Source organism: Massilia sp. Root351, from assembly GCF_001425045.1.
GTDB lineage: Bacteria > Pseudomonadota > Gammaproteobacteria > Burkholderiales > Burkholderiaceae_D > Rugamonas.
In genome coordinates this window covers 333,959-348,956 of sequence record NZ_LMDJ01000023.1, presented here as the reverse complement: position 1 = coordinate 348,956, position 14,998 = coordinate 333,959, and the positions used below count along the sequence as shown (strand labels likewise).

11 protein-coding genes are annotated in these 14,998 nt (G+C 66.1%); all 11 read right to left on the bottom strand.

Annotated elements, in window-relative coordinates; translation table 11 throughout:
* Positions 1–53: 53 nt before the first annotated feature.
* Entirely contained in the window at positions 54–3,185 is a 3,132-nt protein-coding gene (locus ASD15_RS18625) for an EAL domain-containing protein (protein WP_057156512.1), read from the bottom strand.
* A gap of 114 nt (positions 3,186–3,299) precedes the next feature.
* On the bottom strand, positions 3,300–6,299 hold the full coding sequence (locus ASD15_RS18620; RefSeq protein WP_162249919.1) for an EAL domain-containing protein: 3,000 nt from the start codon (positions 6,297–6,299) through the stop codon (positions 3,300–3,302).
* Between the two features lie 248 nt (positions 6,300–6,547).
* Positions 6,548–7,432 carry a carboxylating nicotinate-nucleotide diphosphorylase gene (gene nadC / locus ASD15_RS18615; protein WP_057156510.1) on the bottom strand — a complete coding sequence of 295 codons (885 nt, stop codon included), beginning with the start codon at positions 7,430–7,432 and terminating at the stop codon, positions 6,548–6,550.
* Positions 7,429–8,580: a quinolinate synthase NadA gene (gene nadA / locus ASD15_RS18610; protein ID WP_057156509.1), complete on the bottom strand. Its 1,152-nt coding sequence runs from the start codon at positions 8,578–8,580 to the stop codon at positions 7,429–7,431. Before nadA ends, nadC begins: the two co-directional genes overlap by 4 nt.
* Before the next feature lie 12 nt (positions 8,581–8,592).
* Positions 8,593–10,194, bottom strand: coding sequence for an ABC-F family ATPase (locus ASD15_RS18605; protein WP_082551936.1), 1,602 nt, complete (start codon positions 10,192–10,194; stop codon positions 8,593–8,595).
* A gap of 235 nt (positions 10,195–10,429) precedes the next feature.
* The gene (ldcA, locus tag ASD15_RS18600; RefSeq protein WP_057156507.1) at positions 10,430–11,359 is read right to left on the bottom strand and encodes a muramoyltetrapeptide carboxypeptidase; all 930 of its coding nucleotides are present in this window, start codon (positions 11,357–11,359) and stop codon (positions 10,430–10,432) included.
* A 32-nt stretch (positions 11,360–11,391) separates the two neighbouring features.
* Positions 11,392–12,303, bottom strand: coding sequence for an alpha/beta fold hydrolase (locus ASD15_RS18595; protein ID WP_057156506.1), 912 nt, complete (start codon positions 12,301–12,303; stop codon positions 11,392–11,394).
* 2 nt (positions 12,304–12,305) lie between these two features.
* Entirely contained in the window at positions 12,306–13,118 is an 813-nt protein-coding gene (locus ASD15_RS18590; RefSeq protein WP_057156505.1) for an alpha/beta hydrolase, read from the bottom strand.
* A gap of 121 nt (positions 13,119–13,239) precedes the next feature.
* Entirely contained in the window at positions 13,240–13,782 is a 543-nt protein-coding gene (gene tadA / locus ASD15_RS18585; RefSeq protein ID WP_082551935.1) for a tRNA adenosine(34) deaminase TadA, read from the bottom strand.
* Positions 13,775–14,221 (bottom strand): 6-carboxytetrahydropterin synthase QueD, encoded by a 447-nt coding sequence (queD, locus tag ASD15_RS18580; protein WP_057156504.1) that lies wholly within the window; start codon positions 14,219–14,221, stop codon positions 13,775–13,777. Before queD ends, tadA begins: the two co-directional genes overlap by 8 nt.
* Before the next feature lie 8 nt (positions 14,222–14,229).
* Positions 14,230–14,865, bottom strand: a complete 636-nt coding sequence (queE, locus tag ASD15_RS18575) for a 7-carboxy-7-deazaguanine synthase (protein ID WP_057156503.1) — start codon at positions 14,863–14,865, stop codon at positions 14,230–14,232.
* Between the last annotated feature and the right edge of the window lie 133 nt (positions 14,866–14,998).

The following is a 14,998-nucleotide window of genomic DNA, read 5'->3' as shown; positions in this document are numbered from 1 at the left end:
GGCGGGAGACAACTCCCGCCGGCACGTTTGAAACCGCCTTCGGGCGGTTTTTTTTACGCAGCCCGCAGCGGTGGATGAACGCATTCGCGCAGCTGCGCGTCGCTCCATGGTTTGGGGAAGATGCGCTGCGCCGCGCCGCTGTTGAGGGCATCCAGCGCCTCGGCAAAGCCGGCGTCGCCCGTCAGCAGGATACGCTCGGCGGCCGGGTCTTGCCGCGCCACCCTGGCCAGGAACTCGCTGCCGCCCATATCCGGCAGCCGGTCACCGCACACCACCACCTGCACCGGGTTGGCCTCCATCAGCGCCAGCGCATCGCCCGCGCTGGCCGCCGCCAGGATCTTGTAACCCTCGCCCTTCAACACGCGGTTCAGCGCGCGCAGTGTGCCCGCATCCTCATCCACCAGCAACAGGCAACGCTGCACCCTGTCTTCGCCTTGCGCCGCGACGGCGCCGCCGTCCGCGGCAGCGCGCTTGTCCGCCGCGCCCGGCTGGTCCTGCGCCGGCCGGGCCGACAGCGTCAGCTTCTTACCGGCGGCGAACAGGCTGGCGTAGCTATCCGCCGGCAGCGCCTTGCTGAACAGTGCGCCTTGCACGGTGTCGCAGCGCTGGCTGCGCAGGCCGTTCAGCTGCGCCTCGCTGTCCACGCAGTCGGCGATCACCTTGATGCCCAGCGTGTGCGCCAGCGAAATGATGCCCCCGCACAGCACGCCGGCGGCCGGCGAAGTGGACAACTCGTGCACCAGGGCGGGGGCGATCTTCAGGCGGTCGACCGGGAATTGCTGCAGGCATGACAGCGACACCTGGCCATGGCCGAAATCGTCCAGCGTCACGCCCACGCCCAGCTCCTTGAGCTCGCGCAGCACGGCGGCCGCAGCCTCCGCGTCCTGCACCAGGGCCTGCTCACTCACCTCGATCACCAGGGACGCGCCCGGCAGGCCGTGCGCGGCCAAGGCATGGCGCACTGTCTGGGCCAGGCCCGGCAGGCGGAACTGGCTGGGCGACAGGTTGACCGCCACCGGCGGCATATGCAGCCCCAGTCCGGCCCACTCCTTCATCTGGCGGCAGGCGCGGTCGATGGCCCAGGCGCCAACCGGCATCACCAGCCCGGTTTCTTCGGCCTGGCGGATGAACTCCAACGGCGCCAGCAAGCCGCGCTGCGGATGCTGCCAGCGCATGAGCGCTTCCGCGCCGACCACACCGCCATGCGCCAGGCTGTTCTGCGGCTGGTAGAACAGCAGCAGTTCGTCCCGCTCCAGCGCGCGGCGCAGGGCCAGCTCCATGGCGGTGCGCTGCGCCACTTGCGCATTGAGCGCGTCCGCATAATAGCGGTGCGCATTGCCGCCCTGCTGCTTGGCCTGCTGCATGGCCTGGCGCGCATGCGGCAGCAGGTCGGCTGCGTCGGCGCTGTCATCCGGATAGACGGCAATGCCGGTGGAGCACATCAGCTTGAGCTGCGGGGTACCGGGCGGCAGCAGGCCGGCATCGATTTCCTGGCCCAGCGTGGCGGCCACGCGCGCGGCGATCTTGCCGGCGTGCGCGGCCGACACCAGCCCCGGCAGCAGCACGATAAACTCGTCGGCACCGGGCCGGGCCAGCACCGCCTTGTCCCCGGCCGCCTGCGCCAGCCGCAGCGCCGCCTGCACCAGCAGCTGGTCGGCGACCGCATAACCCAGCCTCTCGTTGATCACGTCGAAACTGTCCAGGTTGATGTGCAGGCAACCCAGCTTCCTGTGCGAGGCCGGGGCAAGGCCGGCCAAAGCGGCCAGCTGGCGCTGCACGGTTTCCAGCGTGGCCAGGCCGGTCAGATTGTCGTAGTAGACCGGGTGCACCTCGGCGGCCTTGGCGGCCTCGGCGTCGGCCTGCCGCACGCACTGCGCGTGCAGCCGGCAGCGGGCAATGCCCAGCACCAGGTCGTCCGCCAGTTGCTGCAGCAGCGCCAGTTCCTGGCTGGTAAACACGTCCGCCTTGGCCGAATACAGGCCCAGCACCCCGAACGGCGCGCCGTCCGCATCGGTGCGCAGCGGCAGCGCCGCGGCGGCCAGCAGGCCGTGCGGTATAGCCGGCCGGCCCTCCGCATTGAACACCAGGTCCTCCGCCAGCTCGCTTGTCGTCATGGTGCGGTTCTGGTGGATGGCCGTGCCGAAGCCGCCCTGCTGGTGCGCGTCATCGCCCCAGGACAGGGCCAGCTTGTGGATGTAGTTCGCGTCCGTCCCCGCCCGGGCCGCCACTTCGATGCCGCGCCCCGCGTCGTCCAGCGCGTAGCCCACCCAGGCGGCGCGGTAGCCGCCATGCTCGCACAGGTGTGCGCACACGGCGGCCATCAGCTCCCTGTCGTCCGCCGCCCGCAATTGCGACTGCGCGCAGGCCGAGAACAGCGCCCAGGAGCGTTCCAGGTGCTGCAGGCGGGCGCTTTGCGCGGCGCCGCGCTTGGCGGCGATGGTGGTTTCGTCGGCGATGCGGTTCATGGAGCGTACCAGGATGTCGAACTCGCTGGCGCTGTCGGCATCGGTATTCATGCGCATGGCGCGCACGGACGCGCGGGCCTGGCTGCCGCCGTGGCTGAAATTGTCCGATGCGATGGCGCCGGCGAAAGCTATGCAGTCGCGCAGCGTGCCGTCGATGCTGTGGGTCAGGCGCCGCGCCAGCGCGATGCCGGCGCCCACGGCCAGGGCCGGCAGCAGCAACATTGCCACCAGCGCGGTCATGGCCAGGCTGGCCGCGCGCCCCCTGCCCTTTGCCGAGGCATCGGCCGCCCGCGCACCGAGCGTGTCGAGCAGCGGCGCCAGTGCGGCGGAGGGCGATGCGCCGGCGCCGGACTGGGCACCCGTGCCCGCCTCGAATTCGTAACTGAGCGTTGTCACCGCCTGCGCTGCGCGCCGCACGCCGGCCTCACTGCTCAGCGCACCGACGGTCCGCATTTGCTCGCGCAGCGCCAGCAGCCCGGCCTGGCGGGCGGCGGGAGCGTCCAGCAGCCGCAGGTCCGCGCCGGCCTTGAGCGCCAGTTCCACCGCGTACTGCTCCTGGCCGCTGTAGCCACGCCAGGCCTGGACCGCGTACAGATGAAACATGGCCGCCAGCAGCGCCGCCAGCAGCATCGGCAGCGCCAGGCTGGCCACCACGGCCCACAGCCGTCCATGCAGGCTAAGCCGCGCCAGGCGGTTATCGAACTGGGCAAGCAAGCGCATAGGGCGGGATCTCCTGTCCTCAAGGGCAATGGTCTATACCTATTACTACTAGTACATAGTAGTACGATATTTGCCTAAAGGAAAGATAAGATGCCTTCTGACACTTGAGCCAGATCAAACGGTGAGCAATTGCTGGTGGCGGAATGCTTCCTGCACGCATTCGCGCAGCTGCTCGTCGTCCCAGGGTTTGGTGAAGTAGCGGTAGACGGCGCCCCGGTTAATGGCGTCGATCACCGAATCCAGGTCGGCGTAGCCCGACAGGATAATGCGCACGGTGTCCGGGTACAGCTCTTTCACCCGGCTAAGGAATTCGATGCCGGTCATTTCCGGCATGCGGTGGTCCGACACCACCACCTGCACCGGGTTCATGGCCAGCAGCTTGAGCGCGTCGGCGGCGCTGGTGGCGGCCAGTATCTTGTAGCCGTCCAGCCGCAGCGCGCGGTTCAGCGAGCGGATGATGTTGGGCTCGTCGTCCAGCAGCAGCAAGGTGCGCGGCGTTTCCGCCGCATCCGGCAGGACCAGCCTCTTGCCGCTGGCGAGCAGCTGCGCGTAAGCGTCCGGCGGCACCGCCTTGCTGAACAGGAAGCCCTGCATGCTGTCGCAGAAACGGCGCCTGAGGTAGTTCATCTGCTCGTCCGTCTCCACGCCTTCGGCCACCACGCCCACCCGCAGATTGTGCGCCAGGCCGATGACGGCGTTGCAGATGGCCGCGTCGTCCGGCGAGGTGGTGATGTCGCGCACGAAAGACTGGTCTATCTTCAGGTGGTCGATCGGGAAGCGCTTCAGGTGGCTCAGCGAGGAGTAGCCGGTGCCGAAATCGTCCAGCGAGATTCCCACGCCCACTTCTTTCAGCTCGTTCAGCGTGCGAATGGCCGACGTCACGTCGTGCATCACCGCGCTCTCGGTGAGTTCCAGTACCAGCTGGCGGGCCGGCGTGCCGGTGCTTTCCAGGGCGCGCCGCACCGTTTGCACCAGGTCTTTTTGCTGGAACTGTTTGGCCGACAGGTTGACCGCCACCGGCGGCGCCTTGACGCCGCCTTCGCGCCAGGCCTTGAGCTGCGCGCACACATTTTCAATAGCCCAGGCGCCCAGCGGCAGCACCAGCCCGGTTTCCTCGGCCAGCTTGATGAATTCGCCCGGCGCAACCATGCCGCGCGTGGGGTGCTTCCAGCGCATCAGCGCCTCCGCCCCGGTGACGACGCCGGTTTGCAGATTGCACTGCGGCTGATAGTGCATCGCCAGCTCGCCCCGCTCCAGCGCACGGCTCAGCTCCGACTCCATGACGAAGCGCGATGCCATGCGCGCGTTAAGCTCGGGCGCATAGTAGCGGTAAGTGTTGCCGCCCTGGCGCTTGGCCTCCTGCAGTGCCAGGCCGGCATTGCGCAGCAGGTCGCCGGATTGCGCGCTGTCGTCGGGATAGACGCTGATGCCGATGGAAGCGATCGGCCGGATGGCCGGCGCAGCGGCCGGCAGCAGGCTGGCCGCCACCGGCTCGGACAGCCTTGCGGCCATGCGTCCCGCAGCCTGCGCGGCATCGGCCGCCGCCGGCACCGGCAGCAGCACGATGAACTCGTCGGCCCCGCTGCGCGCCAGCAGCGCGCCTTCGCCGGCGCACTGGACCAGCCGCTGCGCGGCCTGCAGCAGCACCTGGTCGCCGCCGGCGCGGCCGAGCGCATTGTTGACGTCCTTGAAGCGGTCCAGGTTCACATGCAGCGCCGCCAGCTTGCGGCTGCCGGCGCGCGCCTGTTCCGCCAGCGGCGCCAGTTGCGCCTGCAGCGTTTCCAGCTTGGCCAGGCCGGTCAGCCCATCGTAGTTGACATGGTGGGCCAGCTGCTCCTCGGCGCGCTGGCGCTGTCCGGACTGGCGCCGGCTGACGATGCCGAAAGCCAGATCGTCCGCCAGGTCGTGCAGCAGTTGCAGCTCGTCGTCTTCGAAGGCGCGCGCCCGCTCGGAGTAAAGTCCGAGCACACCGAAGGCTGTGGCGCCGCCGGTGCCGCCCTCGCCCCGCTCTTCGCTGAGCGGCAACGCCAGGGCCGATGCCAGGCCGTGCGGCGGCGTCAGCTCGCGCCAGCAGGTAAACACGAGGTCGGAAGCCAGCTGGGTGGTCGTCAGCGTACGCCCTTGGTGGATGGCAGTGCCGAAACCGCCCTGCTTGTGCACATCGCTGCCCCAGCTCAGCTGCAAGTCATTGACGTAAGCGGCATCGGTGCCGGCATGCGCGGCCACTTCCACGCTTTGCGCCTCATCGTCGCGGGCATAGCCCACCCATGCCACGCGGTAGCCGCCCAGTTCCACCAGATGGCCGCAGATGGCGCTGACCAGTTCGGCTTCGCTTTCGGCCTGTACCAGGGACTTGCTGCAAGCCGAGCGCAGCGCCCAGGCCCGTTCCACCCGCTCCAGCCGCGAGGTCTGTTCCACTTCGCGTTCGGCGGCGGTGACGGTTTCGTCGGCGATGCGGTTCATGGAGCGCACCAGGATGTCGAACTCGCTGGCGCTGTCGGGATCGGCGTCGATGTGGCGCGCCCGCGCGGCCGGGCGCGCCGAGCTGCTGCCGTGGCTGAAATTGCCGGCCGCGATTTCGCCGGCGAAGGCGATACAGTCGCGCAACGTGCCGTCTATGCTGCGCGTGATGCCGCTCGCCAGCACAATGGCGCCCGCCACGGCCAGCGCCGGCAGCAGGATCATGGCTGCCAGCGCAATGCGCCCCACCAGCACGGCATGCGCTTGCGCCTGGGCCGCGGCGCCCGAGGCCTGCACCACCAGATCGTCGAGCAGGGGCCGCAACGGAGCCGGCGTTACCGCTGCCGCCGCCGCAAGTGCAGCCCCCTCGTGCGCTTCCGCAGTCCTGCCGGCTTCATAGTCATAGGTGAACAGGGTGACCGCCTGCGCGGCCTGCCGCACGTTGGCGTCCCCGCTCAGGGCCGAGATGTCGCGCATCTGCGCGCGCAGCGCGCTCAGCGTGGCGCGCCGGCTGGCGGGTGTTTCCAATGCAGGCAGCGAAGCGCTGCCTTTCAGGGCAAGCTGCAGCGCCCGTTCGTCCTGCTCGGCGAAAGTGTGCCACACGGACGCCGCGTAGGCGTGCACCAGCACCACTGCCAGTGCAGATACTAGCATCGGGATAGCTAAGCAAGTGATGACGGTGCGTAGCCTGGAGCGCAAGCTCAGGCGTGCCAGGCGGGCGTGGAACTTAGCCAGCAAGGCCATGGATGGCGCTCGCCGGGCCGAGGGGGGATCTATCGTTGCTCATTCGGCATCTCCTGTCTGGATCAGGCGGACTGCGGAATGATATTACCGCTTTTCCCGAGTGGGGGAAAGACGGCTGAAGTGAAGCTTCAGCCGGCCGGGGATCAGCTGGTGATGGATCAGCCGACGATGCGCAGCGAAAAGTCGGTTGCGTGCACGTCCTTGGTCAGGCCGCCGATGGAGATACGGTCCACACCCGTCTCCGCAATGCCGCGCACGGTGTCCAGGTTGACGCCGCCCGAGCCTTCCAGCAGCGCGCGCCCGCCATTCATTTGCACGGCGGCGCGCATCATGCCGAGGTCGAAATTGTCGAGCAGGACCGAGGTGGCGCCGGCGGCCAGCGCTTCTTCCAGCTCGGCCAGGTTTTCCACTTCCACCTGTATCGTCACATTGGCATTGGCAGCGGTATTGGCCACCACGCGCTTGGCCGCCACCAGCGCGGCGGTAATACCCCCGGCCGCCGCGATGTGGTTTTCCTTGATCAGGATGCCGTCGTACAACGCCATGCGCTGGTTGGCGCCGCCGCCCACGCGCACCGCGTACTTTTGCGCCAGGCGCAGGCCGGGCAGCGTTTTGCGGGTGTCGAGAATCTTGGCGCGGGTGCCTTCCACTACCTGCACATAGCGCCGGGTGGCAGTGGCCACGCCGGACAGCAACTGCATGAAGTTGAGTGCCGCACGCTCGCCGGTGAGCAGCGCGCGCGACGGGCCTTCCAGCGTGCAAACGGCGCTGTCGGCCTTCATCATGTCGCCTTCGGCGTAGTGCCAGGTGACGCCGATGCTGCCATCGACGGCCAGCATCACGCCTTCAAACCAGGGCGCGCCGCATAGCACGGCGTCTTCGCGGACGATGACGCGCGCGGTGCTGCGGCCTTCGGCCTGCACCAGCTGGCCGGTCAGGTCGCCGGTGCCGACGTCTTCCAGCAGCGCGGCCAGCAGGTTGGCTTCAAACGCGGCCTTCAGCGGCGCGTCGAAGGGAGCGTATGGGTTGCGCAAGGTGCTCATGCCGGTCCTATCCCCTGGAACAGTTTGCCTTCCTGCGCCAGGTCCGCGCTTGGCGCAACCTTGGCTTTCTTGGCTGCTGCGAAGTCCAGCATGCGGTCGATGGAACGCTTGGCCTGCAGGCCGACCGCAGGGTCGACGTGGATTTCGTTCTTCATGTTCCCGCCTGCGGTACCGCCGAGCACATCGGCCAGGTTCTGCAGGCCGTTCATGGCCATCCACGGGCAGTGCGCGCAGCTCTTGCAGGTGGCGCTGTTGCCGGCTGTCGGCGCTTCGATGAAGGTCTTGCCCGGCGCGGCGGCGCGCATCTTGTGCAGGATGCCGTTGTCGGTGGCGACGATGAAGGTGTCGGCGTCCAGGTTGACGGCGGCGGCGATCATCTGCGACGTGGAACCTACCACGTCGGCCTGTTCCACCACATTGGCCGGCGATTCCGGATGCACCAACACCTTGGCGTTCGGATATTCGGCCTTCAGCAGGTCCAGTTCCACGCCCTTGAATTCATCGTGCACCAGGCAGGAGCCCTGCCACAGCAGCATGTCGGCCCCGGTCTGCTTCTGGATGTAGGAGCCCAGATGCTTGTCCGGCGCCCACAGGATTTTCTTGCCCTGCTGGTGCAGGTGCTTGACGATGTCCAGGCCGATCGACGAGGTCACCATCCAGTCGGCGCGCGCTTTCACGGCGGCGCTGGTGTTGGCGTACACCACCACCGTGCGGTCCGGATGCTGGTCGCAAAAGGCGGTGAACTCGTCGGCCGGGCAGCCCAGGTCCAGCGAACAGGTCGCGTCCAGGTCCGGCATCAGGATGGTCTTCTCGGGACTGAGGATTTTCGCCGTCTCGCCCATGAAGCGCACGCCCGCCACCACCAGGGTCTTGGCAGGGTGGTCGCGGCCGAAACGGGCCATCTCCAGCGAGTCCGACACGCAGCCGCCGGTTTCCTCGGCCAGGTCCTGCAGGTCCGCATCGACATAGTAGTGCGCAACCAGCACTGCTTCTTTTTCTTTCAGCAGGCGCTTGATGCGCTCCTTGAGGGCAACGCGTTCTTCCGCGCTGGGAGTGGCTGGCGTACGTGCCCAGGCATGCGCAACGCAGCTGGTTCCCTGTTGCGGGTGCTCGTACTCGACTGGCTTGATGGCGAGAGTCTGTTGCATGGTGCTCTTGGATTAGTTGATGCCCTGGCTGGTCAGGTACTCTTCGTAGTTGCCGCGGAAATCGACGATCTCGTTTTCCTTGACTTCGAGGATGCGGTTGGCCAGCGACGAAACGAATTCGCGGTCGTGCGAAACGAAGATCAGGGTGCCGGCGTACTTATCCAGCGCGATGTTCAGCGATTCGATCGATTCCATGTCCATGTGGTTGGTCGGCTCATCGAGCAGCAGCACGTTGTGGCGGCCCAGCATCAGCTTGCCGTACATCATCCGGCCCTTTTCACCGCCGGACAGCACGCGCACCGACTTCTTCACCTCGTCGCCGCCGAACAGCAGGCGGCCCAGGCTGGAACGCACGGCCTGGTCGTCGTCGCCTTCCTTGGTCCAGCGGCCCATCCAGTCGGTCAGCGTCAGGTCGGTGGCGAATTCCTCGGTCGGATCCTGCGGCATGTAGCCGACGTTGGCGTTTTCCGCCCACTTGATGCGGCCGGTGTCGGCGTTCAGGCCGGTGATCTCTTCGCCGCCGATGCAGCGCAGCAGCGTGGTCTTGCCGGCGCCGTTGGCGCCGATAATGGCGATGCGCTCACCCGCTTCCACCATGATGCTGAAGTTCTTGAACAGCTGGCGGTCGTAGGCTTTGGAGATGTTCTCCGCTTCCACGGCCAGGCGGTGCAGCTTCTTCTCGCCGTCGAAACGTACGAAGGGGTAGGCGCGCGAGGACGGCTTCATGTCTTCGACCTTGATCTTCTCGATCATCTTGGCGCGCGAGGTGGCCTGGCGGGCCTTGGACTTGTTGGCCGAGAAGCGGCGCACGAAGTCCTGCAGCTCGGCGACCTTCTCTTTCGCCTTGGCGTTGTTGGCCAGCTGCTGGTTGCGGGCCTGGGTCGAGGCCAGCATGTACTCGTCGTAGTTGCCCGGGTAGATCTTCAGCGTACCGTAATCCATGTCGGCCACGTGGGTGCACACCTGGTTCAGGAAGTGGCGATCGTGGGAAATGATGATCATGGTGGAATTGCGCTCGTTTAGCACGTCTTCCAGCCAGCGGATGGTGTTGATGTCCAGGTTATTGGTCGGTTCGTCCAGCAGCAGGATGTCCGGATTCGAGAACAGGGCCTGGGCCAGCAGCACGCGCAGCTTCCAGCCGGGCGAGACGGCGCTCATCGGACCCTGGTGCAGCGAGATGTCCACGCCGGCGCCCAGCAGCAGTTCGCCGGCGCGCGATTCGGCGGTGTAGCCGTCGTATTCGGAGACTTTGCCTTCCAGGTCGGCCGCACGCATGTAGTCGTCGTCGGTGGCGTCCGGGTTGGCGTAGATGGCATCGCGTTCCTGCATGGCGGCCCACATTTCGGTGTGGCCCATCATTACCACGTCGAGCACGCGCATTTCTTCGTAGGCGAACTGGTCCTGGCGCAGCTTGCCGAGGCGCTCGTTGACGTCCAGCGCCACGTTGCCGGCCGACGGCTCCAGGTCGCCGCCCAGGATTTTCATGAAGGTCGACTTGCCGCAGCCGTTGGCGCCGATCAGGCCATAGCGGTTGCCGTCGCCGAACTTGACGGAAATATTTTCGAACAGCGGCTTGGCGCCGAACTGCATGGTGATGTTTGCGGTCGATAACACGTCTGAAGGCCCTTAAAGCGGTAAATTCACAACCTGACATTTTACCACTCTATGAACTCAGCGTCAGCCAAGGCTCAGCTGAGCTCAGTTGACGTACCGGGCAACGAAGCAGACAGCAGCCAACTCACACCAAGTCTTCCATGGTCACATAGCTTGAGCGCATGGCTTCCACAGTAGCCCGCACGGTCGCCATTTCTTTTTCCAGGTTGATACTACGCTGGGGCATGGCTCGATATCAGCCATGCCCCAGCGTGGGGTAGCCGCTCGCGGTCAAATCGAAGCCTTCTGCATCCGACACCAGATGCGCCTGCGCGCCGAACGGCAAGGTGCAGCGCTGCTTGATGTGCCCGAATGGCAGCCCGGTCAGCACCGGTATCGGCAGCCGCGAACGCATGTAGGCCAGCATAGCGTCGAAGTCGTAACCGTTGTCGAATGCCGCCAGCTTGTAGCCGGACACGTCGCCCAGCACCAGCGCCTTTTGCTTGTCCAGCACGCCGGCGTGCAGCAACTGCAGCAGCATGCGCTCGATGCGGTAAGGGTGTTCGTTGATGTCCTCGACGAACAGGATGCCGTCCTGAACTTGCGCGAAATACGGCGTGCCCAGCAGGTGCACCAGCATGGCCAGGTTGCCGCCCCACAGTTTGCCGCTCACGTCCACCGCCGGATTGCCGGCGGCGCTGCCGCGCACCGAGTGGGCCGGGCCGCGCAGGCAGTTCCACAGCTGCTTCAGCGTGTAGTCCACCGGCTCGTCGCGGATGAAATCGTCGCAGATCATCGGGCCGGCGAAGCTGATGGCGCCGGTGGCCTGCATCAAGCCCATATGGAAAGCGGTGAAATCGCTGTAGCCGACGAACAGCTTGCCGCTGTCGGCCATGGCGCGGAAGTCGATTTGCGGCAGGATGCGGCTGATGCCGTAGGAGCCGCGCAGCGCCATCACCACTTGCACTTCGGGATCGGCCGCCGCCGCGTTCAGCTGGGCCAGGCGCGCCTGGTCCGTGCCGCCGAAACGCTGGAACTTCAGCTCCGGCTCATAATAATTGTGGACCACAAAGCCCTGCGCTTCCATGCGCGCAATACCGCGCGCCAGCAGCGCTTCATCCAGCGCATAGCCGCCCGGCGCCGCGATCGCGATACCAACGCCCTTCCCTGCTTTTGAAGTACTCAAATCGATTCAGCCCAAGGTACGCACCCAGGCGTTCAGGCAGCCTGGGAATGCCGGGCCATCTTACCTTGCACGTGCGGATCGATCAAGGCGAGCAGCCGGCCTATCAGCTGCGGCGGCAGGTCGTGGCCCATGCCCTCAATGATGTGCAGCGCGGCGCCGGCGATCTGGCTGGCGGTGTCGATGCCGCAGGCTACCGGCACCAGCGGATCGCTGGCGCCGTGTATCACCAGGGCAGGTTTGCGGATCTGCTTGAGCAGGTGGCTGCGGTCGCCGTTGGCGGCAATGGCCACCAGCTGCCGGGCCACGCCGGCCGGGCACACGCTGCGGTCCAGCGTGCGGGCGATGCGCGCCCTCAGCTCATGTTCGGGTATCGGGAACCCCGGACTGCCGATCACACGGAAGGTGTCGACCAGGTGCGCCACCAGCTGCTCGCGCGTGCCGCCCGCCGGCGCAGGCGTCAGCAGCGACTTGCGCGCCGCGCGGGTCGGCCCCGGCAGGCCGCGCCTGCCGCTGCTCGACATGATGGAGGTAAGGCTCAGCGTGCGCCGGGCATGCCGCGCCGCGAATACCTGGGCAATCATGCCGCCCATGGAAACGCCGATCACATGCGCCTGCGGCACCTGCAGGTGGTCCAGCAGGCCGTGCGCGTCGTCCGCCATGTCGTCCAGCGTGTAGGCCGGCCGCAGCGGCCAGCCGACGATATTCTTCAGGTAAGACAGCGGCAGATTCGGCACGCCCGCGCCGTCGAACTTGGTGGACAGGCCGCAGTCGCGGTTGTCGTAGCGGATGACGTGGCAGCCGCGCGCCACCAGGCCGTCCACGAACTCCTGCGGCCACGAAATCAGCTGCATGCCCAGCCCCATGATCAGCAGCACCGGCGGGCCGGCTGGATCTCCGGAAGTTTCGTAGGCGATGGTGATGCCGTTGGCGAGGGCGGTAGGCATGATCAGTACAGTCCAAAAAGGTTTTGGAAGAACGGCGTACGCTGGGGATCGAGATACAGCAGCTTCTTGATCCCGGTGTGCGCCACGCGGTCGAAACGGGACCATTGCCCTTCCGGCTGCGCCAGCCGGTCGGCAACGGCGAACAGCGCGCTGGGGTTGGCACCCATGCCGAAATGGCTGGCATGCACTTCGATGTTCTCCGAGTCCGCCGTCTCCTCCTCCATGCTGCACTGCCAGGCGACCACGCCGTCGGTGCGGCTGAAAATGGAGGTGGTGGGCACCGGCGGGCGCCGCTTCAGCGTCGCGAAACGCGCCGCATCGATGCGCTTTTCGCCCGTTACCAGCTGGTACACGCGCCAGGCATTGGTGGCCTTGGGGTGGCCGGTGAAGGGCGAGCCCATGGTGACCACCAGGCGCACCTTCTCCGGCAGCATCTTGGCGACTTCGCGCGCATACACGCCGCCCAGGCTCCAGCCGACCAGGCTGACCTTGCGGCCGGTGCTCTCATGGATTTGTTCAATGCGCGCGACACAGGCTTCCAGCACGCCCGGCTTGGGACCGAAGTTCAGGCCCTGCTCCCAGCCATAGGTATCGTAGCCGCGGTCGGCCAGGAAGCGCCTTAAAATGATGGTGGTGGTGTCGCCTGCCGCCAGGCCGGGAAATACCATGACGGGGTGGCCATCGCCGGCGGGCGCCAGGCGGGCGAAGGGGTAGGCCGCGAAGGCCGCGCCCAATTCCCAGGGCGCGCGCAACTCCAGGGCGAGGCGCACCGCGCCAGGCGCGCCCTCATCTTCTATTTGTTTGGGGGACCGCATTGAATCTCCTGCTTACGGGTAATGCCTCTTGCCGTTTGCACCAGCATAGCACCAACCGCTGAGCAGGGGGAACACCAATGCGGAGAGCGCCGCAGGTAGTGGCTTTTACTCCACAGGACCCTTACTCCGCAGCCGCCTTGCGTGCCGCCGAGGCCGCAGCGCGGCGGGCAGCGAAAAAGCTCTTCAGCATGCCGGCGCAATCATCGGCCAGCACTCCGCCCACGGTCCGGGCGTGATGATTGAGCCGCTCCTGCTCGAACAGGTTAACCACCGAGCCGCAGGCGCCGGTCTTGGGGTCGGGCGCGCCGTAGACGATGCGGGCCAGGCGCGCGTGCATCATCGCGCCGGAACACATCACGCACGGTTCCAGGGTCACGTACAACTCGCAGCCCGGCAGGCGGTAATTGCCGAGCACTTCGGCGGCGGCGCGCAGCGCCACGATCTCCGCGTGCGCGGTGGGGTCGTGCTTGCCGATAGGCTGGTTGTAGCCGCGCGCGATGACCACGCCGTCCTTGACGACGACGGCGCCCACCGGCACTTCGCCCTCGTCCCAGGCCCTTTGCGCCTGTTCCAGCGCTTCGCGCATGAAGGCCTCGTCAGCCGGCTGCACAGCCGCCGTGGGCAGCGGCCCGGCCAGTGCGGCGGGCGCCTGCAAATCAGGCATCGGTGATCTCTGCCCAGCAGTTAGGGGTTTCGTGCAGCACCAGCTTGTGCAGGTGCAGGCCTGTGCCGTAGCGGTCCTTGAAAGCTGCTTTCAGGATGTCGAAGGCCACCGCCGCCAGGTTTTCCACGGTCGGAATGCGGTCGATCACCACGGTCTTGTGGTTCGGCAGCGAAGCCAGGAACTCCTTGACCGCGCTGTCCTTCTCGTAGACCAGGAAGGCGTGGTCCCAGACGTCCACCAGGTGTTCCTTGGCGATGGTCTTCACGTCCGAAAAGTCCATGATCATGCCGTTGTCGGAATTGCCTTCGGCGTTGATCACCTGGCCGGTGAGCGTGATTTCGAGCGTGTAGCGGTGGCCATGCAGGTTGCGGCACTGGCTTTTGTGGTCCGGAATGCGGTGGCCTGCGTCGAATTCCAGTTTACGGGTGATGGTCAGCATATTGATTCTTAAGGTATTTGCAGCAGTTTATGTGTTTGCAGGCTCAGTTTCCATTTCGGATTGCGCTTGCAGGTTTCGATCGCCAGCGTGGTGTTGAATTCGGCCAGCGGGCCGTCCATGGGCTGGACGAAGAAGTTCTCGAAGTCCAGGCCTTCATAGGCGGCCAGGTCCTGGTCCTTCTGCGGGATCACAACCTTGATCTCGTTGCCTTTGTGGACCACCAGCCTGGAACCCATTTTCGGGCTCACGCAGATCCAGTCCACGCCTTCTGGCACCGGCAAGGTACCGTTGGTTTCAATCGCAATCTCAAAGCCCGCCGCGTGCATCGCTGCGATCAGGGCCGGGTCCAGCTGCAGCAAGGGCTCGCCGCCGGTAAACACCACATACTTGCTGGCTGGATAGGTCTCCGGCCATAGGCTGTTGATCACCCCGGCCAAGGCCTCCGGCGTGGCGAACTTGCCGCCCCGTTCGCCGTCCGTGCCGACGAAGTCGGTATCGCAGAACTGGCAGACCGCCGTGGCGCGGTCGCTCTCTCGGCCGGTCCACAGATTGCAGCCCGCAAAGCGGCAGAACACCGCGGGACGGCCGGCGTGGGCGCCCTCGCCTTGCAAGGTGTAGAAAATCTCTTTGATGCTGTAAGTCACGATGATTAACCCGATAGTCAACCTTCAATTATAGCCGAAAGCGGCGCTGCCATAAAGTGTGGAAAAAATGTTAGCCATACGGCATATCCGATTGACAGTTTGATATTTAACAAAGTGCATTAATTGCGTTCAG

Coding starts and splice junctions, on each gene's coding strand:
- ASD15_RS18625 (WP_057156512.1), bottom strand. CDS start 3,185: ATGCGCTTGCTTGCCCAGTTCGATAACCGCCTGGCGCGGCTTAGCCTG.
- ASD15_RS18620 (WP_162249919.1), bottom strand. CDS start 6,299: ATGCTAGTATCTGCACTGGCAGTGGTGCTGGTGCACGCCTACGCGGCG.
- nadC (WP_057156510.1), bottom strand. CDS start 7,432: ATGAGCACCTTGCGCAACCCATACGCTCCCTTCGACGCGCCGCTGAAG.
- nadA (WP_057156509.1), bottom strand. CDS start 8,580: ATGCAACAGACTCTCGCCATCAAGCCAGTCGAGTACGAGCACCCGCAA.
- ASD15_RS18595 (WP_057156506.1), bottom strand. CDS start 12,303: ATGCCTACCGCCCTCGCCAACGGCATCACCATCGCCTACGAAACTTCC.
- ASD15_RS18590 (WP_057156505.1), bottom strand. CDS start 13,118: ATGCGGTCCCCCAAACAAATAGAAGATGAGGGCGCGCCTGGCGCGGTG.
- tadA (WP_082551935.1), bottom strand. CDS start 13,782: ATGCCTGATTTGCAGGCGCCCGCCGCACTGGCCGGGCCGCTGCCCACG.
- queD (WP_057156504.1), bottom strand. CDS start 14,221: ATGCTGACCATCACCCGTAAACTGGAATTCGACGCAGGCCACCGCATT.